Annotated in this window: 28 protein-coding genes, 1 tRNA gene and 1 pseudogene; 14 read left to right on the top strand and 16 right to left on the bottom strand. The window is 72.2% G+C overall.

Features of this window, described 5'->3' with window-relative positions; all coding sequences use genetic code 11:
- The first annotated feature begins 30 nt into the window (after positions 1-30).
- On the top strand, positions 31-2,127 hold the full coding sequence (locus ACWDVW_RS17110; protein WP_449949604.1) for a S9 family peptidase: 2,097 nt from the start codon (positions 31-33) through the stop codon (positions 2,125-2,127).
- Positions 2,128-2,199: 72 nt separating this feature from the next.
- Here the strand turns inward: ACWDVW_RS17110 and ACWDVW_RS17105 are convergent, their stop codons facing one another.
- The 4 genes from ACWDVW_RS17105 to ACWDVW_RS17090 form a co-directional block, all read right to left on the bottom strand.
- Positions 2,200-3,723, bottom strand: a complete 1,524-nt coding sequence (locus tag ACWDVW_RS17105) for an FtsX-like permease family protein (protein ID WP_449949601.1) — start codon at positions 3,721-3,723, stop codon at positions 2,200-2,202.
- Positions 3,720-4,421, bottom strand: coding sequence for an ABC transporter ATP-binding protein (locus ACWDVW_RS17100; RefSeq protein WP_449949598.1), 702 nt, complete (start codon positions 4,419-4,421; stop codon positions 3,720-3,722). The genes ACWDVW_RS17105 and ACWDVW_RS17100 overlap by 4 nt, the downstream gene beginning before the upstream one ends.
- Positions 4,418-4,954, bottom strand: a complete 537-nt coding sequence (locus ACWDVW_RS17095) for a PadR family transcriptional regulator (protein ID WP_449949595.1) — start codon at positions 4,952-4,954, stop codon at positions 4,418-4,420. The genes ACWDVW_RS17100 and ACWDVW_RS17095 overlap by 4 nt, the downstream gene beginning before the upstream one ends.
- 62 nt (positions 4,955-5,016) lie before the next feature.
- On the bottom strand, positions 5,017-5,259 hold the full coding sequence (locus ACWDVW_RS17090; RefSeq protein WP_449949592.1) for a flavin reductase: 243 nt from the start codon (positions 5,257-5,259) through the stop codon (positions 5,017-5,019).
- A 188-nt stretch (positions 5,260-5,447) separates the two neighbouring features.
- Here ACWDVW_RS17090 and ACWDVW_RS17085 point away from each other — a divergent pair, with 188 nt between their 5' ends.
- Positions 5,448-5,669: a helix-turn-helix transcriptional regulator gene (locus ACWDVW_RS17085; RefSeq protein WP_396741244.1), complete on the top strand. Its 222-nt coding sequence runs from the start codon at positions 5,448-5,450 to the stop codon at positions 5,667-5,669.
- A gap of 19 nt (positions 5,670-5,688) precedes the next feature.
- Here the strand turns inward: ACWDVW_RS17085 and ACWDVW_RS17080 are convergent, their stop codons facing one another.
- Genes ACWDVW_RS17080 through ACWDVW_RS17055 form a run of 6 tightly spaced genes read right to left on the bottom strand, consistent with a single transcriptional unit; the run spans position 5,689 to position 11,274 of the window.
- On the bottom strand, positions 5,689-7,224 hold the full coding sequence (locus ACWDVW_RS17080) for a SpoIIE family protein phosphatase (RefSeq protein WP_449949588.1): 1,536 nt from the start codon (positions 7,222-7,224) through the stop codon (positions 5,689-5,691).
- A 1-nt stretch (position 7,225) separates the two neighbouring features.
- A complete protein-coding gene (locus tag ACWDVW_RS17075) occupies positions 7,226-8,575 on the bottom strand; it encodes an ATP-binding protein (protein ID WP_449949586.1) in 1,350 nt (449 codons plus the stop codon).
- A complete protein-coding gene (locus tag ACWDVW_RS17070; protein WP_449949583.1) occupies positions 8,572-9,594 on the bottom strand; it encodes an ATP-binding SpoIIE family protein phosphatase in 1,023 nt (340 codons plus the stop codon). The genes ACWDVW_RS17075 and ACWDVW_RS17070 overlap by 4 nt, the downstream gene beginning before the upstream one ends.
- Positions 9,582-10,001 (bottom strand): ATP-binding protein, encoded by a 420-nt coding sequence (locus tag ACWDVW_RS17065; protein WP_449949580.1) that lies wholly within the window; start codon positions 9,999-10,001, stop codon positions 9,582-9,584. The genes ACWDVW_RS17070 and ACWDVW_RS17065 overlap by 13 nt, the downstream gene beginning before the upstream one ends.
- Positions 9,998-10,414 (bottom strand): STAS domain-containing protein, encoded by a 417-nt coding sequence (locus ACWDVW_RS17060; RefSeq protein ID WP_449949577.1) that lies wholly within the window; start codon positions 10,412-10,414, stop codon positions 9,998-10,000. Before ACWDVW_RS17060 ends, ACWDVW_RS17065 begins: the two co-directional genes overlap by 4 nt.
- Positions 10,414-11,274 carry an STAS domain-containing protein gene (locus tag ACWDVW_RS17055; RefSeq protein ID WP_449949575.1) on the bottom strand — a complete coding sequence of 287 codons (861 nt, stop codon included), beginning with the start codon at positions 11,272-11,274 and terminating at the stop codon, positions 10,414-10,416. The genes ACWDVW_RS17060 and ACWDVW_RS17055 overlap by 1 nt, the downstream gene beginning before the upstream one ends.
- A 166-nt stretch (positions 11,275-11,440) precedes the next feature.
- On the opposite strand from ACWDVW_RS17055, the gene ACWDVW_RS17050 reads away from it, so the two are divergent.
- On the top strand, positions 11,441-11,797 hold the full coding sequence (locus ACWDVW_RS17050) for an STAS domain-containing protein (protein ID WP_396741258.1): 357 nt from the start codon (positions 11,441-11,443) through the stop codon (positions 11,795-11,797).
- Between the two features lie 10 nt (positions 11,798-11,807).
- Here ACWDVW_RS17050 and ACWDVW_RS17045 read toward each other — a convergent pair whose 3' ends face one another.
- Positions 11,808-13,124, bottom strand: a complete 1,317-nt coding sequence (locus ACWDVW_RS17045) for an MFS transporter (protein ID WP_449949572.1) — start codon at positions 13,122-13,124, stop codon at positions 11,808-11,810.
- 50 nt (positions 13,125-13,174) lie between these two features.
- On the opposite strand from ACWDVW_RS17045, the gene ACWDVW_RS17040 reads away from it, so the two are divergent.
- From ACWDVW_RS17040 to ACWDVW_RS17025, 4 genes are all read left to right on the top strand, one after another.
- Positions 13,175-13,855, top strand: coding sequence for a FadR/GntR family transcriptional regulator (locus ACWDVW_RS17040; protein WP_449949569.1), 681 nt, complete (start codon positions 13,175-13,177; stop codon positions 13,853-13,855).
- Between the two features lie 39 nt (positions 13,856-13,894).
- Positions 13,895-14,368 (top strand): large conductance mechanosensitive channel protein MscL, encoded by a 474-nt coding sequence (gene mscL / locus ACWDVW_RS17035; protein WP_449949567.1) that lies wholly within the window; start codon positions 13,895-13,897, stop codon positions 14,366-14,368.
- A gap of 81 nt (positions 14,369-14,449) precedes the next feature.
- Positions 14,450-14,719, top strand: coding sequence for a hypothetical protein (locus ACWDVW_RS17030; RefSeq protein ID WP_449949564.1), 270 nt, complete (start codon positions 14,450-14,452; stop codon positions 14,717-14,719).
- Positions 14,720-14,992: 273 nt separating this feature from the next.
- Entirely contained in the window at positions 14,993-15,367 is a 375-nt protein-coding gene (locus ACWDVW_RS17025; RefSeq protein ID WP_449949561.1) for a hypothetical protein, read from the top strand.
- A gap of 24 nt (positions 15,368-15,391) precedes the next feature.
- Here ACWDVW_RS17025 and ACWDVW_RS17020 read toward each other — a convergent pair whose 3' ends face one another.
- Entirely contained in the window at positions 15,392-16,846 is a 1,455-nt protein-coding gene (locus ACWDVW_RS17020; RefSeq protein WP_449949558.1) for a benzoate/H(+) symporter BenE family transporter, read from the bottom strand.
- A gap of 59 nt (positions 16,847-16,905) precedes the next feature.
- Here ACWDVW_RS17020 and ACWDVW_RS17015 point away from each other — a divergent pair, with 59 nt between their 5' ends.
- Positions 16,906-17,448, top strand: a complete 543-nt coding sequence (locus ACWDVW_RS17015; RefSeq protein ID WP_449949556.1) for a helix-turn-helix domain-containing protein — start codon at positions 16,906-16,908, stop codon at positions 17,446-17,448.
- A 46-nt stretch (positions 17,449-17,494) separates the two neighbouring features.
- On the opposite strand, the gene ACWDVW_RS17010 is transcribed toward ACWDVW_RS17015, so the two are convergent.
- Positions 17,495-18,652: an AAA family ATPase gene (locus ACWDVW_RS17010; RefSeq protein WP_449949553.1), complete on the bottom strand. Its 1,158-nt coding sequence runs from the start codon at positions 18,650-18,652 to the stop codon at positions 17,495-17,497.
- A 62-nt stretch (positions 18,653-18,714) separates the two neighbouring features.
- Between ACWDVW_RS17010 and ACWDVW_RS17005 the strand changes: the two genes are divergently transcribed.
- From ACWDVW_RS17005 to ACWDVW_RS16985, 5 genes are all read left to right on the top strand, one after another.
- Positions 18,715-19,434, top strand: a complete 720-nt coding sequence (locus ACWDVW_RS17005; protein WP_449949550.1) for a PP2C family protein-serine/threonine phosphatase — start codon at positions 18,715-18,717, stop codon at positions 19,432-19,434.
- 94 nt (positions 19,435-19,528) lie between these two features.
- The gene (locus tag ACWDVW_RS17000; protein WP_117229357.1) at positions 19,529-19,867 is read left to right on the top strand and encodes a PadR family transcriptional regulator; all 339 of its coding nucleotides are present in this window, start codon (positions 19,529-19,531) and stop codon (positions 19,865-19,867) included.
- Positions 19,864-20,682: an ATP-binding cassette domain-containing protein gene (locus ACWDVW_RS16995; protein WP_449949547.1), complete on the top strand. Its 819-nt coding sequence runs from the start codon at positions 19,864-19,866 to the stop codon at positions 20,680-20,682. Before ACWDVW_RS17000 ends, ACWDVW_RS16995 begins: the two co-directional genes overlap by 4 nt.
- On the top strand, positions 20,679-21,371 hold the full coding sequence (locus ACWDVW_RS16990) for an ABC transporter permease (protein WP_449949544.1): 693 nt from the start codon (positions 20,679-20,681) through the stop codon (positions 21,369-21,371). The genes ACWDVW_RS16995 and ACWDVW_RS16990 overlap by 4 nt, the downstream gene beginning before the upstream one ends.
- A gap of 59 nt (positions 21,372-21,430) precedes the next feature.
- A complete protein-coding gene (locus ACWDVW_RS16985; RefSeq protein ID WP_449949541.1) occupies positions 21,431-22,660 on the top strand; it encodes a hypothetical protein in 1,230 nt (409 codons plus the stop codon).
- Position 22,661: 1 nt separating this feature from the next.
- Here the strand turns inward: ACWDVW_RS16985 and ACWDVW_RS16980 are convergent, their stop codons facing one another.
- Positions 22,662-23,744: an NAD-dependent epimerase/dehydratase family protein gene (locus tag ACWDVW_RS16980; RefSeq protein ID WP_449949538.1), complete on the bottom strand. Its 1,083-nt coding sequence runs from the start codon at positions 23,742-23,744 to the stop codon at positions 22,662-22,664.
- A 168-nt stretch (positions 23,745-23,912) separates the two neighbouring features.
- A complete protein-coding gene (locus ACWDVW_RS16975; protein WP_449949535.1) occupies positions 23,913-24,398 on the bottom strand; it encodes an anthrone oxygenase family protein in 486 nt (161 codons plus the stop codon).
- 134 nt (positions 24,399-24,532) lie between these two features.
- On the opposite strand from ACWDVW_RS16975, the gene ACWDVW_RS16970 reads away from it, so the two are divergent.
- Positions 24,533-24,604: transfer RNA gene (locus ACWDVW_RS16970), tRNA-Lys, on the top strand.
- A gap of 85 nt (positions 24,605-24,689) precedes the next feature.
- Here ACWDVW_RS16970 and ACWDVW_RS16965 read toward each other — a convergent pair.
- Positions 24,690-24,818: pseudogene (locus ACWDVW_RS16965) on the bottom strand (site-specific integrase); the annotation flags it as partial.

Raw genomic sequence — 24,818 nt, 5'->3', positions numbered from 1 at the left:
GACGCCCGGCCTGCCGGTAACGTGGCGCCCGTGACCACCGAGACCCCCGTACCCGTAGCCAGGCAGGTGCCGAGCGAACGCGTCCACCACGGCGACACCGTCGTCGACGAGTACGCCTGGCTTGCCGCCAAGGACGACCCTGAGACGATCCACTACCTCAAGGCCGAGAACGCCTGGACCGAGACGCGTACGGCGCACCTCGCCGAGCTGCGCACGGAGCTGTTCGAGGAGATCCGCCGGCGTACCCAGGAGACCGACCTGTCGGTGCCGACCCGCAAGGGCGGGCACTGGTACTACTCCCGGACGGTCGAGGGCAAGCAGTACGGCGTACACTGCCGCCGTGCGGTCCGCGACGACGAGACCACGCCGCCGATCAGCCCCGACGGTGCCCCGTTGGACGGCGAGGAGGTGCTGCTCGACGGCAACCTGCTCGCCGAGGGGCACGACTTCTTCTCGCTGGGCGCCTTCGACGTCAGCCCGGACGGCCGTTACCTGGCCTACTCGACCGACTTCTCCGGCAAGGAACGCTTCACCCTCCGGATCAAGGACCTCGCCACCGGTGAGCTGCTGCCCGACGAGATCCCGGACACGTTCTACGGCACCGCCTGGGCCGCCGACGCCTCGGTGCTGTTCTACGTGACCGTGGACGACGCCTGGCGTCCGCACCGGGTCTGGCGGCACGTGCTCGGCACGGCCGCCGCCGACGACGTGGTGGTGCACTCCGAGGACGACGAGCGGTTCTGGGTCGGGGTCGAGCTGACCCGCTCGGAGCGTTTCATCCTGATCGACATCGCCAGCAAGATCACCAGCGAGGTACGCGTCATCCCGGCCGGCAACCCCACCGGCGAGCCGGCCGTGATCGCCCCCCGCCGGCAGGGCGTCGAGTACTCGGTGGAGCACCACGGACACCGGTTCCTGATCCTGCACAACGACGGCGCGGAGGACTTCGCGCTGGCGTACACCTCGGCCGACGCCCCGGGCGACTGGGTGCCGCTGATCGAGCACTCCCCCGGCACCCGGCTGGAGTCCGTCGACGCCTTCGCCGACCACCTGGTCGTGACGCTGCGCGCCAACGGGCTGACCGGGTTGCGGGTGCTGCCGGTCGGCGGCGGCGACGGGCACGACATCGAGTTCCCGGAGCCGCTGCACACCGTCGGGCTGGACTCGAACCCGGAGTACCGGACCGGGCGGGTTCGGCTGCGCTACACCTCGCTGGTCACCCCGGACTCGGTGTACGACTACGACGTGGTGACCCGCGAGATGACGTTGCTGCGGCGGCGACCGGTGCTGCCCGGCCCGGACGGGCGGGAATACCGCCCGGAGGACTACGAGCAGCACCGGGACTGGGCGCTGGCCGACGACGGCACCAAGGTGCCGATCTCGCTGGTCTGCCGCCGGGACACCCCGCGCGACGGCTCCGCGCCCTGCGTGATCTACGGGTACGGCTCGTACGAGGCCAGCATGGACCCCTGGTTCTCGGTCGGCCGACTGTCCCTGCTGGACCGTGGCGTGATCTTCGCGGTGGCCCACATCCGGGGCGGCGGCGAGCTGGGCCGGAGCTGGTACGAGCAGGGCAAGCTGCTGGCCAAGAAGAACACCTTCACCGATTTCGTGGCCTGCGCCCGGCACCTGGCCAAGGCGGGCTGGACGTCGTCGGACCGGCTGCTCGCCCGGGGTGGCTCGGCCGGCGGGCTGCTGATGGGCGCGGTGGCCAACCTCGCGCCGGACGCGTTCACCGCCATCGTCGCGCAGGTGCCGTTCGTCGACGCGCTCAGCACGATCCTCGACCCGTCGCTGCCGTTGACCGTCACCGAGTGGGAGGAGTGGGGCAACCCGCTCGCCGACCCGGAGGTGTACGCGTACATGAAGTCGTACACCCCGTACGAGAACGTGGCCGACCGCGAGTATCCCGCGATCCTGGCGATGACCAGCCTCAATGACACCCGGGTGCTCTATCACGAGCCGGCCAAGTGGATCGCCCGGCTGCGGGCCGTCGCACCCCAGGGCGAATACCTGCTCAAGACCGAGATGGAGGCGGGCCACGGCGGGCCCAGCGGGCGCTACGACGCCTGGCGGGAGGAGGCGTTCGTCAACGCCTGGACCCTGGACCGACTCGGCCGCGCCTGACCTGCCCGTCATCCGGCCACCGGACGCTCATGGCCCAGGGCGCGCCTGCCCTGGGCCATGGTGGACGCCGTCTCAGGTGGCGCGCAGTTCCTCCATCGTCGTGTTGGCCCTTAGGAACAGCATCCCCAGCCCGACCGTGACCAGCACCGCGAGCAGCGCGCCGCCACCGACCAGGGCGAGCTGGTCGAGCGGTACGTCCGGCGTGCGGATCACGCGTTCGAGTGCGACGAACTCGACGTGGTACGGGCGGGTGGCCGGATCCTGGCACAGCTCCACAGCGGCCCGGCACACCTCCTGGGTGTAGCCGCCGCTGACCACGTCACCGCTGAACAGCCGCCCGATCGAGTACCCGACGCCGACCGCGAGCAGCACGGCGGGCACCACCGGTGCCAGCACCTGGATGAGGATCGAGGTGCCGATGGTGGCCCGGGGCACCCCGGTGGCCACCAGCGCGGCGTACGCCCGACGGCGGGAGACGATGCCCTCCACCAGCGTGACCAGCAGGCCCGCCGTGGCGATGGCGACCGCCACGAGGACGGCCAGGTCGATCAGGTCCATGGTGTTCAGATAGAACGATCGACCTCCGTCGACCGAGCCACCCAACCCGGCCGCCAGGCTCTCCTCCTGTTCGATCCGCTGCCGAAGCTGGAAGTAGGCGCGGAACCCCGCCGCACCGGCACCGATGAGCACGCTGGCCAGCAGCGCCGCGAAGGTCCGGCTGCTGGTCCACGGGTCGTCGGTCAACCGCCGGGCGGCCAGCAGCGTCGCCGGTCCTCGGGCGAGTCGGTGCAGCAGCCGCCCGGCCGCGTACGACAGCCAGCCGGTCCCGAGCACCACCCCCATCACGGCGGCGAAGAGGCCGAGGGTGAACAGGATCGCGATCCAGTCCGTACCGACGCCTTCGAGGGCCTGCCGCAGCGGCTCGACCAGCGCGGCGGCCAGCACCCCGACCCCGATGAGCAGCGCCGGCCACGGTCGGGGTGACCGGGTCCGACCGGCCCGCCGGAACACGCCCAACGGCGTGGTGGTGACCCGGCGCAGCAGCAGCGCGGTGCCCGCCGCCGCGAGCACCGGCAGCCCCAGCGTCACCGCCGCGATGGCCGGCACCGAGGGCAGCACGTCGGTGGGCAGGGCGAGCTGGCCCTGGGCGTCCGGGCGGTGGAGCAGCTCCCGCCCGCCGAGGTACGCCGCCAGTCCGACCAGCGTCCCGACCAGCGCGGCGAGGCCGGTCTCCAGCATCGCGACCCGGGTGACCTGGCCGGGGGTCGCGCCGGCCAGACGCAGGGCGGCCAGGCGGCGGTCCCGCGCCGGGGCACCGAGCCGGGCACTCTGCCCGGCCAGGGCCAGCACGGGTACGGCCAGCAGCAGCAACGCGAAGGCGGTGCCGCCGCGCAGTCCCGGCTCGCGCAGCAGCGCGTTCGCGTACTGCTCGGACTGCTCCCAGTCGTGGCCCGGCGGCTTCTCGATGGCCAGCACGGTCATCGCCGCCAGCCCGGCGAGCGCGGCCAGCGTCGCGCTCAGCGCGGTTAGGACCACCCGGGCGGCGTCGGTACGGTTACCGGCCAGAGCCAGCCGGGCCAGCGTCCCCGGTCTCACCTCGCGCCGCCGGTCAGCGGTGCGTCCAGCCCCAGGCCGGTGTGGTCGATCACGCCGTCGCGCATCACGATCTCGCGGTCGGCGTACGCGGCGATCCGGGGCTCGTGGGTCACCAGCACCACCGCCGTGCCCTGCTCGCGGGTGAGCCGGACCAGTGCGGTGAGCACCTGCTCGCCGGTGAGCGAGTCCAGCGCCCCGGTCGGCTCGTCGGCGAAGAGCACCCGTGGCTCGGTGACCAGGGCGCGGGCGGTGGCGCAGCGCTGCTGTTGCCCGCCGGACATCTCGCCCGGCCGCACGTCGGCGCAGTCCGCCACGCCCAACCGGTCGAGCCAGGTGAGCGCCGCCGTCCGCGCTGCTCGCCGCCCCGTGCCGGCGAGCAGTAGCGGAAGCGCGACGTTCTCCGCCGCCGTCAGCTCCGGAACGAGCTGACCGAACTGGAACAACACCCCGAACTCGGTACGCCGCAGGCGCGACCGGGCCGCCTCGGACCAGGTGTCGATCCGGTGATCGCGCCAGGTCACCTCACCGGCGTCGGGCCGCAGGATGCCCGCCAGGCAGTGCAGCAGGGTGGACTTGCCGCAGCCGCTCGGCCCGGTCACCGCGACGATCTCGCCCTCGGCGACGTCGAGGGTGAGGCCGCGAAGTGCGGGTGTCGGCCCGTACGACCTGACCAGCGCGCGTGCCTGAAGTTGCGTCACGAGTGCACCTCCCGGTGCCAGTCGGCGACCCGCTCCAGGGTGGTGCGCAGCCAGCGCAGGTCGGCGTCGAGATGGGCGATGGCGTAGTCGGCTGCCACGACGTCGTCGACGGTGGCCTCCGGTGCCGTCTTGAGCGCGGTCAGCTCGCGGAGCCGATCGGTGTGGGCCCGCCGCTGCGCGACGAGGTACGTCCGGGCCCGGTCCGCGTCGGCGTCCAGCAGCGCCACCACCACCTTCGCGAACAGCGCGCTGTTGACGTGCGGCATGGGTGGCTCGACGGTGCCCAACCACTGGTCCAGTGCCGCCCGCCCCTCGTCAGTCAGCGCGTAGGCGGTGCGGTCCGGCCCGGCGAGACGTTCCTGTCCCGCCGGGACCACCAGGCCGTCCCGGAGTAGCCGGTTCAACGTCGCGTAGACCTGACCGAACGCCAACGGGCGGGCCTGCGGCAACCGCTCGTCGTACGCGCGCTTCAGCTCGTACCCGTGCATGGTGCCGGTGGCGAGCAGCCCGAGCAGGACGTGTGGCGTGGACACGAGTCCACTATTCACTCAGCGAATAGCACCCGTCAAGCGACCCCGCGAGCCGAGCGGAGCGCTCATCGGGTCGGCTTGCGGATCCAGCCGAGGAAGCGGACGTGGAAGTACATCGGCTCGGGTGGTGCTCCGAGCCGGGTCAGGTCGGCGGTCGCCTCCCGGAGCAGATCGGCCATGTCCAGCGCGAGCAGTCGACCGGGGCCGTAGTCGGCCGCCAACTCGACTCGGGCCTGCGCACACGGCCAGCCGTGCGCGCAGGCGGCACAGAACCAGAGGGGTTTGACGGGGGCGTGCCGTTGCGTCATTCGGGGCTCCTCCCGGGGCGAGGCGGGCGGCAAACCCTCGGCCACCGGGCTCGGCCTCCAGCAGCCGAGGGGCCTACCCCGATTCCAACCCGACACCCGCCCCCCTGTCAATGTTGGCGCGCCTCTAAAGGCGTACCTACTCATGCGCGCTTACATTGGCAGGCAATCGTGCGCCTACCTTCCTTGGCATGGGCAAGGACCGTGGGCCTGGGCCTCTGGTGGCCGCTGGCGAGATCCTGGCGATGCTCGGCGTGGGGCGATCCCGCTTCCGCCAGATCGCCGCGCATCCGAACTTCCCGCAGCCCTACCAGGTGTTGTCGGTCGGCAAGATCTGGCTACGCGCGGACGTCGAGGAGTACATCCGCCAGTACCGGCAGCCACGTCAGACGGACGACGACGAGCAGGGGTAGATCGCCCCTCAGGAACGTCTCAGCGACGACGAAGGACGACGACGGCGACGTCGTCCTGGATCTCGTGCGGAGCGAGTTCGACGAGCAGGCGCTCGCAGAAGCGGTCCAGGTCGTCGTCGACGCGGGACGCACTGGCCGACAGTGCGGCCAACCCGTCGTCGATGGTGGCGTCCCGCCGCTCGATCAACCCGTCGGTGTAGAAGACGATCGTCGCACCGGCCGGCAGGACGAACTCCAGGTCCGCCGGGCGGGGCGCGCGTACGCCGAGCAGTGGCGCGGAGTGCTGCACGTACTCGACCTTGCCGTCCTGATTGATCAGCGGCGGCAGGTGCCCGGCACTGGCCAGCCGGACGTGTCCGGTGGACGGGTCCAGCAGCAGCACGCAGATAGTCGCCAGTTCGTTGGGCAGCAGCGTCCGCATCAACTCGTTGACCCGGTGCAGGATCTCGCCCGGCTGGTGGCCCTCCACCGCGTACGCCCGCACCGCGTGCCGCAGCTCGGCCATCACCGTCGCCGCGTGCAGCGAGTGGCCCGCCACGTCGCCGATGGCCAGCAGCAGGTGGCCGTCGAGCATCACCAGCTCGTAGAAGTCGCCGCCCACCTCGGTCCGGGCGCTGGCCGGCTCGTATCGGACGGCCAGGTCGAGCCCGGCGATCTCGGGGATGCGCCGTGGCAGGAGGCTGCGTTGCAGGGTCACCGCGATGCGGTGCTCCTCGTCGAAGGAGCGCTGCGCCTCCGCCGCCGACGCCACCGCCTGCGCGAGTTGGACCAGCACCGGCGTACGGGCGGTCTGGGTGCCGGTGGGGACCACGACGTAGATCGGCGCGCGGTCCTCGCGCAGCCGGGCGGCGGCCACCGTGACCGTGTCGTCGGTCGGCCAGTCGGCGAGCGCCCAGCCGGCGGGATCCTGCACGGTGACGACGGTGCCGGTCGGTACGCCGGTGTCGTCGACCACCCAGGGCACGATGAGGCCCTCGGCACCGGGACCGGTGGAGACCCCGGCCAGGCAGTCACCGTCGAAGGTCTCGGCGATGACCGCGGCCGGGCTCTTGAAGATCTCGGCGGCACCCGTCGCCGCCGACTCCAGCAGCCGGGCGAAGTTCGGCGCGGAGTGCACCGCCAGGGTGGTGTCGGCCAACCCGGTGAGACGTTCGGCGAGTAGTTCGGCCCGTTGTCGCGCCTGGTAGTAGCGCAGTACGGCGTGGGCGGTGGCGACCAGTTCCTCCGGCTCGATCGGCTCCGCCAGGTAGGCGTCCGCGCCCCGGGTCAGCCCCTGGGTGCGGTCGGCGGTGTCGATCGCGTGCGCGGACACGTGGATCACCGGTAGCGCCGGGTGCGCCGACTTGAGCTGCTCGCAGACCTCGAAGCCGCTCATGTCCGGTAGCCGGACGTCGAGCACCACCAGGTCGACCGGCTCCACCCCGACGCGGCGCAACGCCTCGCCGCCCGTCTCGGCCTCCAGCACGGTGAAACCGGCCCGGGTCAGCCAGCTCACCAACAGGTAGCGCTTGGTCCGACTGTCGTCGACCACCAGCACTGTCGCGGCGCCGTCCACGTCAGGCTCCGTCTGCCGGCAGCGAGACCGTGAAGGTGCTGCCCCGGCCGGGCTCGCTGGCCAGGTCGAGGGTGCCGCCCAGCAGGGCCACCAGCCGCCGGGCGTACGGCAGGCCGAGGCCGGTGCCGCCCAACCGGGTCGGGCCGGGTGCCTGATAGAACTCCTCGAACACCCGCTCGTGCAGCTCTGCGGGGATCCCCGGTCCGGTGTCCGATACGGAGAGTCGCCAGCCACCGTCGTGCCGCTCGGCGCGCATCCGCACCTCGCCTTCGGCGGTGAACTTCAACCCGTTGTGCAGCAGGTTGCGCAGCACCTGAGCGAGCAGCACCTCGTCGGTCCGCACGGTGGCCGGTGTCGGCGGTTCCTCCACCACCAGCGCCACGTCACCGGCGGTGGGAAGCGCCCGTAGGGTGCCCCGCAACTGCCCGAAGAGGGCCTTGAGGTCCACGTCCGCGATGGCCGGCTCGATCCGGCCGGACTCCGCCTTGGCCAGGTCGAGCAGTTCGTTGACCAGGGACAGCAGATCCGAGGCGGAGTCACGGATCAGGCCGACCTGGCGCTCCTGCTCACTGGTGAGCGGGTCGGAGGCGGAATCGTCCAGCAACCGGCCCAGCCCGATGATCGCGGTGACCGGGGCCCGCAGCTCGTGGCTGACGTTCGCCAGGAACCGCGTCTTGGACTCGCTCGCGGCACGCAACTGCGCCGACTTCTCGTCCAACTCCGCATAGAGCGCCACCACGCCCCGGTTGGTCGCCTCCAACTCGTCGGTGAGCTGGTGGTACAGCGCCATCACGCCACGGTTGGTCTGTTCCAGTTCCTCGTTGAGCCGGGCCAGTTCGTCGCGCTGGGTGCGTACCTCGTCGAGAGCGGCGATGAGCTGCGTGTTCTGGGTGGCGAGTTCCTCCTCCGCAGTGCCCGGCGCGCTCTGAGCGAGTTGGGCGCGCAACTGGGCGAGACGCTCGGAGGTGAGCGCCTGCGCGGTGGCCGGGATTCGTCGCGACATCCTCACGACCGTAACTTGCTTCTCGGCAACCACGCTGAGTGTGTCCACCAGACGCGCCACCGCACCGGACTCGGGCTGGTAACGCCCGTCCGGCAGCGGCGCCACCGGGACGAGGTCGATACGCAGGTGGTGGCGGCCGTCCACGGTGTCGGCGACGGCGAAGAACACGTCCGCTCCACCGACGGCCCGCAGCAGGTCCCGGGCCACCTCGCTGATCGCGGTGGCGATCCGGACCTGGTCCTGGTGCTCCAGGCCGATTGCGCCGGCCACCTCACGGCCCCGTTGCCGGGCCACGAAGATGTCCTGTTCGACCCGGAGCGCCATCTGCATCAGCGAGGCGACGCTCATGACCAGGACCTCGCCACCAGCACCCCGGCGTCGTCGCGCCGGGTGCCGGCGTCACGCAGCAGGGTGGCGGCCGTCACCAGCGGCGACCGCCCGACGAGACCGGGGTAGTCCTCGATCCGCCAGCGGTCCACCACTCCGTCGGAGTGCATCACCAGCAGGCTGTCCGGGCCGAACGGGTAGTCGTACTGCCGGATCGTGGGTCGCTGGTGCCCGGCGATGCCGGGCAGCGAGACCAGGCCGCGCCGCCGGCCGTCCGCGTCGATGAGCACGCCGGAGATGTTGCCCAGCCCGGCGTACCGCAGCACCGCGCCCGCCGGGTCCGGCTCGGCCACCGCGAGCGCGACGCCACGGGTGTGCGACAGCGTTCGGTGCAGGTGCCCGACCACCTCGGCCGGGGCGGCGGCCGGGGCGCTGCGGAACGCGGCGAGCGCGGCGTCGGTGGCCGCAGCCGCCAGCGGGCCGTGCCCGAGACCGTCGCTGACCAACACCTGCCGGCGATCGCCGACGATCCGCCAGGCGTAGCCGTCCCCGCTGACCGTCTCGCCGGTCAGCGGCCGGGTCAGCCCGCCGACCCAGGAGGGGGCGGTGTCCGCGCCGTCGAACACGCGTACCGCGATGACGGTGCCCCGCCCCGGCCAGGAGTACGCATCGAACCAGCTCGCCTGTCGCACGATGGCGCCCAGGCCGATGCCGAGGGTGCCGGTCGTGGAGTGTCCGTCCCGCGCGGAGTGCGCCAGGTCGGCCATGCCGGGCCCGGAGTCCAGGGCGATCATCTCGACACCGGCGTCCAACTCGCGGCGTACCGGCCGGAGCAGCAGTACGCCGTCGTCGGCGTGCTTGATCAGATTGCTGGTCAGCTCGGCGGCGACGATGGCCAGGTCGGCGATCCGGCCCTCGGGCAGCGCCAGTTGCTCCCCCAGGCGCTCGGCCGCCCGCCGCACGGCGCTGCCAGCGCTGCCGTTCTCCACGCGGTACCAGGTGCCCCGGTCGGAGACCGGCGCGGCGGTCACCGGGACCACTTGGTGATCGTGATCCGAGTGCCCTGCCCCGGCGCGGTCTGGATGTCGAACTCGTCCACCAGCCGCCGGGCGCCGCTGAGGCCGAGACCGAGGCCGCCACCGGTGGTGTAGCCGTCGGTCAGTGCGAGATCCAGGTCGACGATGCCCGGGCCGTCGTCCGCGAAGACGATCGTGATGCCGGACCGGCGGCCGTTGTCGACGGCGGAGACCTCGACCGTGCCGCCACCGCCGTACACCAGTGTGTTCCGGGCCAGCTCGCTGGCGGCGGTGACCACCTTGGTCTGGTCGACCAGCGACAGCTTGACCGCCACCGCCACGGTACGCACCAGTTGCCGGACGCGTACCACGTCCTCGTCGCTGCCGACCGTCTGCGCCTGGGGACGCCCCAGGTCGACGCCGCTGGTCATGGCGACGCCGTCGGCTCGGGATCCGGCCCGTCGTGCAAGTCGTCGTCGTAGTCGTCGTAGGCCCGGTCGGCCGCGATGAGTTCCATCCCGCGCTCGACGTTCAGGGCGGTCCGGATGCCGTTGAGCGACAGACCCAGTTCGACCAGGGTGATGGCGACCGCCGGACGCATCCCGACCACCACCGTCTCGGCGTCCAGCACCCGAGAGATGGAGGCGATGGTGGAGAGCATCCGGCCGACGAAGGAGTCGACGATGTCCAGCGCGGTGATGTCGATGATCACGCCGTGGCAGCCGGTGGCGACGATCCGCTCGGCCAGGTCCTCCTGGAGGGCCACGGCCGTCTGATCGGACATGTCGAGCTGGATGGAGACCAGCAGGATGTCGCCGATCTTGAGAATCGGCACCCGCTCCATCAGGCCTCCCGGCGGGGCTGGCGTCGGTTCGCCTCGACGCCGGTGAGCCGCAGCACGTGCCGCAGCGCGTCGGCGAGGCTCGCCTTGGTGGCGATGTCGCCGAACTCGATGCCGAGCGCGACGATGGTCTGGGCGATCTGCGGCCGGATGCCGGAGATGATGCAGTCGGCACCCATCAGGCGGGCCGCCACCACGGTCTTCAGGATGTGCTGGGCGACCTGGGTGTCCACCGCCGGTACGCCGGTGATGTCGATGATCGCGTACGGCGAGCCGGTGTCGACCAGGGTCTGCAGCAGCCGTTCCATCACCACCTGGGCGCGGGCCGAGTCGAGCGTGCCGACCAGCGGCACCGCCACCACGCCCTCCCAGAGCTTGACCACCGGGGTGGACAGCTCCAGAAGCTGCTCCGCCTGGTCGGCGATCAGGCTCTCGCGGGTGCGGACGAAGGTCTCGAAGGTGAACAGGCCCATCTGGTCGACCAGCGCCGAGAAGGCGACGTAGTCCCGCAGGGTGCCGGCGCCCTGTTCGGTCTCCATGACCGCGAGCAGGGCCTCCTTGAGGGCGAACACGCCGCTGGCGGTCTCGGTGGCGGTGAAGCCCTGCCGGGCCTGCCCACGGGAGACCTCGGCGAGAATGGCCCGCAGCTCGGTGGCCTCCTCGGCGGCGAGGTCGCCCACGCCCTTGCCGAGCGCGTCCACCAGTGCCCGGTGCAGTTCCTGCACCTGCCGGACCAGTTCGGCCTGGCTGAGCCGGCCCCGCAACTGTGCGGCGAGGACCTCGGTCCACCGCTGGACGATCTGTCCGGCCTGACTGGTGAGCAGGTCGGCCAAGCGACCACTCTCGTCAGCGCTCAACGCCATCGCACTACCCCCCCTAGACCTGGACCGGCCGGACTCTATCACCGCAGGCCCTCAAACTACTTGTCGCGAAGCAAGGGAATGACGGTGGACACCTCATCGTGCTCCCGTTCTGCGTACCGGCCCCCGTGTGGGATACCGTTCCTCCGATAAACAGGAGGTCTGGCATATGTCCCTGACGGTGCACACGGAGCAACGCGGTGACGTGGTCGTGGTGGCGGTCGCAGGCGAACTGGACATGGCCACCGCACCGCAACTGCAGGACCAGATCACCGACCTGCTCGACAAGGGGCGCAGCCGCCTCGTGTTCGACCTGTCGGAGGTCTCGTTCTGCGATTCCACCGGTCTGTCGGTGTTCGTCCGCGCGAAGAACAGCTCCGACGAGGCCGGCGGAGTGGTCCGGCTGGCCGCGCCGCAACGAGGCGTGCTGCGCATCCTCGAGGTGAGTGGCCTCGTGGAGGTCCTGCACACCTATCCGACGGTCGACCAGGCGGTCGCGGGGGAACCCACCCCCACCTCCTCCTGACCCCACCGCGTTACCCACCGGCCACGGCCGGGCCTCGCTCGTCCTCGATGTATCGAGGGCGAGCGATGACGATTCCCGCCCCGGTCTGCACCGCGAGTGCGACCAGTAGGAAACCGAGAGGCGCGGTCCAGCCGCCGGTGGACTCGTGCAGGATCCCGACCAGCAGCGGCCCGAGCGCCGCGATGAGGTATCCGACGCTCTGCGTGAAGGCCGACAACGCGACCGTGCCGTCGGCCGTCCGGGCACGCAGCCCGATGGTGGCCAGGATGAGCGGGAACGCGCCCTGCCCCAGCGCCAGCAGCACCACCCAGAGCAACGCCCCGCCATGCGGCGCGAACGCCAGCCCCAGATAGGCCACGCTGGAGGCGGCGGTCAACGCCAGCACCAGCAGCCGCAGGTCGCCCAGGCGGCCGGCCAGCGTCGGCATCAGCAACGCGATCGGCACCCCGAGCGCGGTCACCCCGGCCAGCAGCAGGCCGGCGTCCTGCGGCCGGAAACCGGCGTCCCGGAACAGCACGGCCAGCCAGCCCATGATCGCGTACGCGCTCAGCGACTGCGCACCGAAGTACAGCGCCATCGCCCAGCCGAGCCGGGTCCGCCCGGGGCTGATCCGGACGCGGGCCCGGCCGCCGTGCCGACCCACCCGCCGCGCGGCCCCACCGGTCCGCAGCGCCGCCGGCAACCACGGGAGTACGGCCACCGCCGCGAGCGCCGCCCAGACACCGAGTCCGGCGCGCCACGAGCCGAAGGCGTGCGCCACCGGCACCGCAGCCGCGGCCGCCGCCGTCGCCCCCGCGGTCAACGTCATCATGTACACCCCGGTGATCAGGCCGGTCCGGTGCGGGAAGTACTGCTTGACCAGCATCGGCAGCAGGATGTTCGCCACCGCGATCCCGGCCAGCGCGAGCGCGCTGGTAACCAGGAACACCACGGCGGAGTCGGTGAGCACCCGCAGCGCCTGCCCGACGGTGAGCGCGATCATCGCCAGCACCAGCAGTCGCGGCGCGGAGAGTCGCCGGACCAGCCACGGCGTGGTCGCGCCCAGCCCCGCGAACGCCACCGCCGGCAGGGTGGTGACGACGCCCGCCATCGTGCCGGAGAGCGCCAATCCGACGCGTACCTCGTCGAGCAGTGCGCCGAGGCTGGTCATCGCGGCCCGCAGGTTCAGCGCCACCAGCAACATCCCGACCAGCAGCAGCCATCCGGTACGCGCCCGCTCCGACCCACCCACCGGCCCGTCCCCGGTCGGACCGTCCCCGCTCGCGGCGGGTGCGGCGCCGGCGGTCGGGGCAGTGGGGGCGGGGGTGCCGGCGGTTGGCGGAGTCATGACCTCGAACCTACAATCATGGGATGAATTCCTGCGAGTGGCTGTAACCAGTGCCACCAGCGATTGATTCCGCCATCCCGCCCCGGGGCCGACGGACGAACGAGACCATCACCCGACTGCGGCGACGGATCATGGCCGGCGAATGGCCGGTGGGCAGCCGCATCCCGACCGAGCCGCAACTCGTCGAGGATCTCGGCGTGGGGCGCAACACGGTCCGCGAGGCGGTTCGGGCCCTGGCCCACGCCGGGGTGCTGGAGTGCCGGCAGGGCTCCGGGACCTACGTGCTCTCCACCGACGAACTGGCACCCGTGGTGGCCCGCCGCCTCACCGACGACCGGATGACCGAGGTGATCGAGGTACGCCGTGCCTTCGAGGTGGAGGCCGCCCGGCTCGCCGCGCGCCGACGTACCGCCGAGGACCTGGCCGCCCTCGACGCCGCGCTGGCGGCCCGCGAGGCGGCCTGGCGCGGCGGCGAGGTCGCCGAGTTCGTCGAGGCCGACGTCGCGCTGCACACCGCCGTCGTCGCGGCGGCGCACAACGGCATGCTCGCCGAGCTGTACGCCTCGGTCGCCACCGCCCTGCGCAGCACCGTCACGCAGGCCATGGGCGACGCCCTGACACCGGACCGGCACGTCGACCACGGCCGCCTGGTGGCCGCCATCCGGGCCGGTGACCCGGAGCTTGCGGCCCGGGAGGCCGGCACTTTCCTGGAGTCCGCACCCAAGGCATAGGTTGTCCTCGACGAAATACCGGACACCTCAGGAGTACGGATGCTCAAGGGCTTCAAAGACTTCATCATGCGCGGCAACGTCGTCGACCTCGCGGTCGGCGTCGTCATCGGAGCCGCGTTCACCGGCGTGGTCACGCAGCTCACCAAGTCGTTCCTGGAACCGCTGATCCGCGTCTTCGTGGTGCTGATCACGGGAAGCAACAAGGGCATCGAGGGCTCGGCGCCAACTTTTCGGGGCATCCCGTTCGACTGGGTCGCCTTCGTCAACGCGCTGATCACGTTCCTGCTCACCGCAGCGGCGCTGTACTTCCTGGTCGTCTTCCCGATGAACAAGTTGGCCGAGCGCCGCAAGCGGGGCGAGGAGCCGCCGCCCTCGGCGCCGAGCGAGGAGGTCAAGCTGCTCACCGAGATCCGGGACGCCCTGGTCGCCTCCGGCCGGACCACCCCGGCTCAGCAGCGCGGCGCCCTGGACGACGTGCTCGGCCGCCGGGAGGAACCGCCCACCGGGCGCTGAACCCGGCACCCGCACATCGGCCCCTGTGGGAATCCCGCAGGGGCCGCTCCATGTCGAACACATGTTCGATAGAGTCCCGCCATGGAGCAGCGAAAGCACTGGTGGAACGGGAAATGGGGGCGGCTGGCCCGGCGGGACGTCTTCCTCCGAGTGGACGCCGACCGCTGGTACGTGGAACAGCGTGCCGGCGGAGCCGAGGGCGCATCCCGGTTCTACGAGTACGACACCGTCGACGACGCCGAGGAAACGGTACGCGCGCTGCTCCAGGGCCCCGACACCTGGCGCGAACTCTCCCCCCGCCCCCCATCCCCCTGGACCACCCCCACCGACCACCACTCCCCACCCCGCTAACCCGCCGCCCCCGCTGCCCCCCGGCCCGCCCCGCTGTCCCCCGGCCCGCGTTGCCGCCCCCGGCCCGCGTTGCCGCCCCCGGCCCGCGTTGCTGCCTTCAGCCCGCGTTGATCAAGAAGTTTTCGCGCTGCCACCGCCGCGAACGCGACCCGAACTTCTTGATCAACGGAGCAGAGACGGAGCAGAGGCGGAGCAGAGGAGTGGGTGGAGTGGGGTGGGTGGGGTGGGGGGTGGGTGGTTTAGGGGGAGTGGGGGGCGGGAACCGCGCGGGGTATGGAGCAGCAGGGCATCGATCAACAGGCCACCGTCTCGCGGGTCACCACCGGCATGCGGGTGGTGGACGCCGCCGGCCTCGACGTCGGCACGGTGGACCTCGTCCAGCGCGGTGACCCGAACGCCGTGACCGTGCAGGCGCCGACCGCCGATCCCGGCAGCAGCCTGGACGAGCTGATCGAGTCCGCTGCCACCGAGGAACCCGACGTACCTGCGGACCTGGCCGCCCGCCTGCTGCGTACCGGCTATCTGAAGGTCTCCACCGAACTGGTCCCCACCGGCGCCGTCTACGTGCTGGCCGACCAGATCAACACCGTCGTCGACGGAGAGGTCCGGCTCGACGTCCTCGCCGCCGACCTCCCCGCGGAGGACTGACCCCCGCCTACGCCCCGGCGCCGCTCACGACTTCCGAGTCTGCCCAGGAACAGCGGCCGGCGCGGATTCCGCAGCCGGGCCGGACTCTGCTGCCGGCGCGAACCCCCCGGCCGGAACGGACCCGGGCGCGAACTCCTCGGTCGGAGCAGACCCCGGCGCGAACTCCCCGGCCGGAACGGACCCCGGCGCGAACTCCCCGGCCGGAACCGACCCGGGCACGGACTCCCCGGCCGGAGCGGACCCGGGCGGCACGGTCGAGGCAGACGCGGCGGGCTCCCTGGCGGAAGCGAATGCGACGGGCTCGGCGGCCGGGGTCGACGGCGTCGGCGTGGGGCGGCGGGAGCGGAAGAGGAGCAGCATCAGGCAGCCGGCCACCAGGCCCCAGAACGCGCCGCCGATGCCGATCAGCGACACCCCGGAGGCGGTGACCACCAGGGTCACCACGGCGGCCTCCCTGACCGTGGGGTCGGCCAGCGCGGCGGTCAGGGCGGTCGCCAGCGCGCCGAGCAGGGCCAGTCCGGCGACCGCCTCGATCAGTACGGGGGGCGCCCAGCCGACGAGCGTGGTGACCGCCCCGGCACCCAGGCCGAGCAGCGCCAGCCCGATGCCGGCGGTCACCGAGGCGATCCAGCGGCGGTCCGGGTCGGGGTGTGCGTCCGGTCCGGCGGCCAGTGCGGCGGTGATCGCCGCCAGGTTGACCGCGTGGCCACCGGCGGGCGCGATGGCGATGCTGGCCAGTCCCGTGGTCCGAAGCGCCGAGCCGAGCGGGGGCCGGTAGCCGTAGCCGACCAGGACGGCGGTGCCGGGCACGTTCTGCGCGGCCATGGTCACCAGGAACAGCGGGAGCGCCACACCGATCAGCGCCGACAGGCTCCACGCCGGTGCGGTCAGCTCGAACACCGGGCGCAGTCCGCCGGTGCCGCCGCCGGAGGTGGTCAGCGCGATCGCGCCGGCCGCGACCACCAGCGCCCCGGGGACCGCCCAGCGCCGGGCGAAGCGGTGCAGCACCAACCAGGAGATCAGCACCGGAGCGGCGAGGTGCGGCACGTCGACGAGGGCGCGTACCGGTGCGGTGCAGAGCGGCAGCAACACCCCGGCGAGCATGGCCCCGGCGATGGGTTTGGGGATCGCGGCGACGGCGCGGCCGAGCACCGGGAACAGGCCGGCGGCGACGATGAGCAGGCCCGAGACGAGGAACGCGCCGACGGCGACCGGCCAACCACCGGGGATCGGGCCGGTCGCGATGAGCAGCGCCGCACCGGGTGTGGACCAGGCGATGCTCAGCGGCATCCGGTGTCGCAGGCCGAGCCAGGCGGCGCAGAGCCCGGACGCGACGCAGAGGACGAGCAGCCCGGAGGCGGCCTGCGCCTCGCTCGCGCCGGCCGCCCGCAACCCGGCCAGCACCACCGTGAACGAGCTGGCGAACCCGACCAGTGCGGTCACCACTCCCGCGAGGATCGGCTGTGTCCGTCCCGCCATGACCCACCCCTTCCCAACCGTTCCGTTTACGGAACAGCGGCGTGTAGCACCATAGCGGGGTGTCGCAGCCACCACCAGATTCGGACACCGTCGCGATCGGTCACCGGGTCCGCGCCCTCCGCGAGGCACGCGGGATCTCGCTCTCCGCGCTGTCCCGGCTGGCCGGGGTGGGCAAGGCGACGCTCTCCGGACTGGAGAACGGCGTCCGCAACCCCACCCTGGAGACGCTGTACGCGATCACCGCGCAGCTCGGCGTACCGCTGACCGCAGTGCTCTCCGGGCCGTCGGCCGGGCCGACCGTACGCGGCGCGGCGGTCAGCGCGACGTTGCTGGAGGTCTTCGACGACTCGGACGCCACGTACGAGCTGTACCGGCTGCGGGTGGCGCCCGGCCCCGGCCAGCTCTCCCCCGCGCACCAACCCGGGGTGACCGAGCACATCACCGTCTTCGCCGGGGTGCTACGCGCCGGCCCGGTCGACGCGCCGCTGACCGCCGCCGCCGGTGGTCACCTGCGCTGGACGTCCGACGTACCGCACCTGTACGCCGCCGTAGGCGACGAGGAGGTAGCCGCCAGCCTGCTCCTGCGCTACCCCCGGGTGTAAGGAGGGGACCCCTACTAACGCCTCGTGTATAGGAAGGGTCCCCTCCTTACATCTCGGCGGGGGTGGGTTCGGCGAGCCGTTGGCGTACCGCCCAGAGCGCCACCTCGGTACGCGAGGCCGAGCCGGTCTTGCGCAGCAGGTTGGACACGTGCACGGTGACCGTCCGCACCGAGATGCCCAGTGTGCGGGCCACCTGCTTGTTGGACATCCCGGCGACCAGGCAGTCGAGCACCTCCACCTCCCGCCCGGTCAACTCGACCGACAAGCCCGACCCGCCCGACACCCCCGCCGCCGGACCACCGCCGGCCGTCGACGCCTCGGACACCGGCGCGGCCGTCGACGCGCCGGACCCACGCTCGGCCGGCGGGACACCTCGACCGCGAGACCGGGGCCGTACGTCGAACGCGGGCGGGACGTCGGCCGGGGAGAGCAGCGCCTCGGGCGGCTGTCCCGAGTACGCGGCGAGCAGCTCGGTGAGCGCGTACGGGTTGCCGCCGGTGCTCCGCCAGACACCGCGTACCAGTCGGCCGGGCAGCGGGTGGCCGGGGTACACCTGGGTCAGCACCTCGGCCACCTCGACCGGGCGCAGCGGCCCGAGGTGCTGGCGTACCGCCCCGGGTACGCCGCAGAGGCGCGCCAGGGTGCGGCCGGCGAGTTCCGGGGTGACCGCGTGCGCGGCGGGTCGGGTGGCCACCACCAGCAGGGCAGGAAGGCTGGTGGCGGTGGCCAGTTCGCCGATCAGGTTGAGGCTGGCCGGGTCGAGCGCGTGCAGATCCTCGACCACGAGGACGGCCGGGCCGGTGCCGACCAGCACCCGGACGGCCCGTACGGCGAGACGCAGCAGCGTGTCGGGGGCGTAGCGCTCACGGGGTGCGGTGGGTTGTTGGGCGAGCCAGGCCAGCGCGTCGGGCGGCACGGTGTCGGCCGGCAGGTCGAGCCGGTCCGGGTCGCGTCCGCTGAGCACGGCGGCCAGCCAGTCGTACGGTGCCGGACTGTGCACCCGGGCGGCGCCGCTGAGCACCACCGCCGGTCGCGGAGTGAGTTCGTCCAGTGCGGCGGCGACCAACAGGCTCTTGCCGACGCCCGCACCCCCGGTGACCACCACGACGGCCGGTGTTCGACGCCTCCGACCAGCCACGGTGGACCACGTCCGGCCCAGCTCAGCCAGCTCGTCGGCGCGCCCGACCATGGACATCGGCAACATTCCTCAACCCTACGCAGTAGTGCGTAGAGACGCGGGAAGGGTGTTCTTGGCAAGCTTGACCCATGACGCTGATCCTCCGCTCGGCCATCCTCAACGACATCGGCCTGGTCCGCACCAACAACGAGGACTCCGCGCTCGCTGGTGAGCGCCTCGTCGCGGTGGCCGACGGCATGGGTGGGCTGCCCGCCGGTGAGGTCGCCAGCGAGATCGTCATCCGGATCCTGGACGAGCTGATCCCGCCCACCGTCCCGGACGCCGCCACCGACGCGCTGCGGGCCGTGGTGAGCACCGCCAACCAACGCATCCACGCGGCGATCGCCGCCGAGCCCGCCCGGGACGGCATGGGCACCACGCTCACGGCCGCCCTGCTCGCGGGCGACACGCTGGTGCTGGCGCAGGTCGGTGACTCGCGCTGCTACCTGCTGCGGGAGGGCAAGCTGCGGCAGTTGACCCGGGACGACACGTTCGTGCAGGCGCTCGTCGACCAGGGGACGCTGACCCCGGAGCAGGCCCGGCACCATCCGCAGCGGTCGTTGGTGACGCGTGCGGTGCAGGGGGCGGACGCGCCGCCGACGATGGGTTCGGTGACCGTGGTGGCCGGTGACCGGCTGCTGCTGTGCAGTGACGGGCTTTCCGACTACGTGACCGACGATGCGATCTCCGCCGCGCTGAGCCTGCACACCGACCGCCACCAGTGCGGTGAGCAGTTGGTGAAGCTGGCCCACCAGGCCGGCGCGCCGGACAACGTCACCGTGGTGATCTCCGACGTCGTGCCGGGCTGAGCCGCCGCCGCCTCGGGACCGCAACGGTCCCGGGGCACCTCCGTGCCCAACTAGGTAGTTGTGCCATCTAGGTAGCGCCACTAGGGTTCGGCGGGTGGATCCCGATCGTCGTGGGCAGTGGCTGCGAGGTGTGCTCGACCTCTGCGTGCTGGCCCTGCTGCGCGAGGGCGAGTCCTACGGCTACCAGCTCGCCCAGTCGCTCGACGCCGCGGGCGTCGGGCCGATCCAGGGCGGCACGCTCTATCCGGTGCTGCTGCGGTTGCAGCGCACCGGCCTGGTCACCGCGCAGTGGCGGGAGGGCGGGTCGGGACCGGCCCGCAAGTACTACCAGCTCACCGACGACGGGCGGGCGGCGCTACACAATGGCGGTAACGCCTGGCTGACGTTCGTGGCGCCGGTGACCGGCATCGTCTCGAAGGGGGTCGAGAGGTGAACTCCGACGACTGGCTGCGGGCGTTCGCGGCCGAGTTGTACCAGCGCCGGGTGGCGACCGACGCCGCCCGGCACGTGGTCGCCGAGGCCGCCACACACCTGCGCGAGGGTGGCGGCGACCCGTGGCAGATCTTCGGGCCGCCACAGGCGTACGCCGCCGCGATCGTGGAGAGCATCGGCACCGCTCCCGGCCCGCGTCCCGGGCCGGTGCGGCTGGCCGCCAAGGGCATCACCAAGCGGTACGGGCGGCGTCCGGTGCTGCGGGACGCCTCGCTGACCGTACGGGCCGGACAGATCGCCGCCGTGGTCGGTGCGAACGGCTGCGGCAAGAGCACCTTCCTGCGGATCTGCGCCGGGTTGATCTCGCCGGACAGCGGTGACGTGACCGTCTCCGGCCGGCTCGGCTACTGCCCCCAGCAGGGCGGCACCGCCGACTTCCTGCTCCCCGACGAGCACTTCGTGCTGGTCGGCGCCGGTCAGGGCGTGGCTCGTGGTCCCGCCCGGCGGGCCGGTCGGGCGGCGGCCCGGAACCTCGGCTGGGACGCCGAGGGCGCCGTGCTCGCCCGCCACCTGTCCGGCGGTACGCGCCAGAAGCTGAACCTGACCATGTCCACCCTCGCCCAACCGGACGTGCTGCTGCTCGACGAGCCGTACCAGGGCTTCGACCAGGGCAGTTACGTCAACCTCTGGGACCAGTTGACCCGGCTGCGCGACGAGGGGAAGGCCATCGTGGTGGTGACGCACCTGCTCAACCAACTCGACCGGGTCGACGTCGTGCTCGACCTGACCTCCGCCGAACAGGGAGGTCGGGCGTGAAGCGGCTGGCCACCGTCGCCGAGATGACGTTGCGGGAACTGGCGCGTCGTCGGGGCGTACTCCTGCTCCTGTTGTTGATGCCGTTGGTCTTCTGGATGATCCGGCGGGACTCGCACGTCGGGCAGTCGATCCGGGCGCTGTTCCTCGGCATCAGTTGGGCGGTCAGCACCGCCGCGCTCTTCGCCACCAGCGCCGCCCGCGAGCTGGAACCCCGGCTCCGGCTCGCCGGCTACCGGCCGCACCACCTGTACCTCGGCCGGATGCTCGGCCTGTGGGCGCTCGGACTGACCATCGCCGTGCCGTTCTTCCTGCTCACCGTCTTCGACACGACCAACGTGCGGTACGCCGGGATCGCCGTGGCGATGCTCTGCTGCGTGGCGGTGGCCGCGCCGTTCGGCATGCTGATCGGCGCCCTGCTCCCCCGCGAGTTGGAGGGCACCCTGCTGCTGCTCACCGTGGTGGCGATGCAGATGCTGCTCGACCCGGCCAGTCAGGGCGCGAAACTCACCCCGTTCTGGTCCAGCCGGGAGATCGCCACCTGGGCGGTGGACCACGTCGACGACGGCTACCTGGCCCGGGGCGTCCTGCACGGGCTGGCGGTCACCCTGTTGCTGACCGTGACCGTGGCGGGCGTGTTCAGTGTCCGACTGCGCCGCCGCCGGCACCTGCACCACGTACCGGCCGCCTGAAAGTCACCCCGGGGTCCGCGACCGGTCGCGGACCTCGGCACAGGCTCTAGCATCACCTGGTGCGTCTCAGATCCCTTGTTCCCGTGGTCGCGCTCGGTGTCGCCGTCGGTCTGACCGGCTGCGGCGGCCCGTCCGTACCCCGCGTCGACCCGCGAAGCGTCCAACAGCCGGCGTCCGGCGGCGACCCTGCCGAGCCGACCTCCGAGGTACCGCCCGGACAGCACCAGAGTGCCGAGACGAGCCCGTCCGGCCAGGCCGCGCTCAGCACCCCCGCCGCCGCTGCCGACCCGACCAGGGCGGCCGGCAGTCCGGGCGTACGCGACAGCGCGCCCCCGGCCGACGCGGCACCCGTGCCCGCCGTGGCCCAGGCGGTCGACACCTCGAACCCGACCCGCACCGTCGGCGACGGCACCCCGGCCAGTTGCACCTCGGCAGCGGTGGTGCGGGCGGTCGCGGCCGGCGGCATCATCACCTTCGACTGCGGCCCCGACCCGCTGACCATCACGATGGCGGCGACCGCGAAGGTCCGCAACGCCAACGGCCCGAAGGTGGTGCTGGACGGCGGCGGCAAGATCACGCTCAGTGGGCAGGGCAAGCGCCGCATCCTCTACATGAACACCTGCGACGTCCTCCAGGGCTGGACCACCGCACGCTGCCAGAACCAGGACCACCCGCAGCTCACCGTGCAGAACCTGACCTTCGCCGACGGCGACTCCACCGGCCAGCGCGTCGACGGTGGCGGCGGTGGCGCGATCTTCGTACGCGGTGGCCGCCTCAAGGTGGTCGACTCGCACTTCGTCGGCAACCGCTGCGACCGCACCGGCCCCGACGTGGGCGGCGCCGCCATCCGCGTCCTCGACCAGCACGACGGCCAACCCGTGTACGTGGTCAACAGCACCTTCACCGGCGGCTCCTGCGCCAACGGCGGCGCACTGAGCAGCATCGGCGTCTCCTGGGTCATCCTGAACAGCGTGCTGCGGGACAACGCCGCCGTCGGCACCGGCGCCAACCCGGCCCGCTCCGGCACCCCCGGCGGCGGCAGCGGCGGCGCGATCTACACCGACGGCAACGAGTTCTCGGTACGCGTCGCCGGCACCGTGATCGAGGGGAACGACGCCAAGGAGGGCGGCGGGGCGATCTTCTTCGTCAGCAACAACCGCACCGGCACCCTGCGCATCGAGAACTCGACCCTGCGCCGCAACCCCAGCCACGGCTTCCAGACCCAACCCGGCATCTTCTACCAGGGCGCCGGCTCCGCCCCCACCATCACCACCTCCACCGTCCGCTGAGTCAGTAGGGGTTGCCCTGGCCGGCGGGGCGGGCCTTGAGCAGGGCGGCGGGGCGGCCGGGCAGGTCGGGGGTGGCGGAGAGCGGCGGGCTGGCCGTGTGGGCGCGCTCGGCCATACCGGCCACCAACTCCTTGAGCGCGGTGACCGCGTCCACCCGTGGCCGCCAGCCCAGCTCGGTCGCGGCCCGCTCGCTGGACATCAATGGCGCGCTCAACGCCAGCTCGACCCACCCCGCATCGACCGGTTGCAACCGGGCCCGCCAGGTCAGCGCGGCAGCCGTCCGCAGCACCGGGGCGGCCACCGGCACCGTCCAGCCGTGGAAGTGCCGGGCCACCAGCTCCGGCGTCAACACCGGGTCCGCGGCGACGTTGAAGGCGCCGCGCGCATCACCCAGAATCGCCCGCGCGTACGCGTCGGCCACGTCGTCGGCGTGCACCGCCTGCATCCGCAGCCGACGGTTGGCCGGCACCAACGGCAGCCGCCCGAACCGGAGCAGCCGCACCGGCACCAGCGGCCCGAGGAAGTAGCGGCTGATCTCCGTACCCGCCTCCCGCTGGAAGATCAGCCCCGGCCGCAGGCGAACCACCCGCAACCCCGGGTGGGTCCGCTCGATCCCGTCGAGCGTCTCCTCCACCGCCGCCTTGTCCCGGCTGTACGACGACGCGGCCACCCCGGTCGCCGGCCACCGCTCGCTGATCGGCAGGTCCTTCGGCCCCGGCGCGTACGCCCCCACCGACGACGCGTACACCAGCGCCGGTACGCCCGCCCGCAGCACCGCGTCCACCACCGCCCGGCTGCCGCCCACGTTGGTACGCCGCAACACCTGCCGGTCGTGGCTGGGCTGGATCTGCCAGGCCAGGTGCACCACCGCGTCCGCCCCGGCGAACACCTCGGTCAACTCGTCGGCGGCACCAGCCCGCCCGATGTCGCACGAGTGCCACCGCACCCCCTCGTACGGCTCACCGGCCCCCGCGTGCGGCAGCCGCCGCGCCACTCCGACGATCTCCACGCCGCGCTCACGCCACAACCGACGCAGCAGTGCCGTACCCATGTTGCCGCTCGCGCCCACCACCACGATCCGCATGTCCGGTCCGTACCCGGTCAGTCGCTTTCCACGCGTCCCACCTGGCTCCGGGCTCGCTCGGGCGGTCCACCGACGGCCGTCCGACCGACCCGGCCCTGCGCGCCCGGCGCCCTCATCCGCCGGCGCGCTTTTCAAGCCGTGGCCACCCGGCCGACGGTCCGTAGCCCGTCACCGCGCCAGCAGCGCACCGATCAAGCTGGCGAAGGCCCCGACCGAGCTACCCGTCCGGACCAGGTTCCAGCGCACCCACGGCACCTCGAACCGACGCCGGATCACCGCCAGGTCGGTGATCCCGTCGACCGACCCGGCGGCGTCCAACTGATCATTGAGCGGCACGTTGCACCGCGCCGTTACACCGAACGTCACCAGGTGCAGGGCCAGCGCGGCGACCAACCACCACAGCACCGCCCCGCCGTCACCGAAGTACCCGACGATCGCCACCGCCACCAGCACCGGCCCACCCAGGAACACCGAGATGAACCAGCCGTTGATGATCTTCCGGTTGATCGACTGCATCGTGCCGACCAGCGTCCGATCGTCGGTCGCCGCCAACCCCGGCATCACCGAGCAGGCGTACGCGAAGAACAGCCCCGCCACCAGCCCCGTGGCCGCCACGCCCCCGGCCAGCACCACGACCCGTACGCCTTCCGGCACGCTCGCCTCCCCCTGTCGAACCGACGTCCGAGCCGATCCTGCCAACCCGGCACCACCCGGCCACCGAGCAGCCATCGACGGCTGCTCGACAGCCGCGAGCCCGATCCCCGCAGTGTCCGGTAACCTGAGCGCGCGGGCCGCTAGCTCAATGGCAGAGCTGTGGACTTTTAATCCATAGGTTCAGGGTTCGAGTCCCTGGCGGCCCACTCTTACGCAGTTCAGCGGCCCTTTGCAGGGTCGCTGTCTTCGTCAGCATGGCTCGTACAGCAGCGAAGTACAGCAGTAGCCGCGTCATCGGTCCAGTGCGCTGCCGAGTCGCTTGAGGGCGTCGCGGGTGGCCGCCGAGGACACCACCGTGTAGATCTCCATCGTGATGGCGAACTGGGCGTGCCGGAGGATCTGCATCGCCGCCCGGGGGTG

This window comes from Micromonospora sp. NPDC003241, assembly GCF_053589795.1.
Note: the sequence above shows the minus strand (reverse complement) of the source record. Positions and strands in the feature narration are given on the sequence as shown.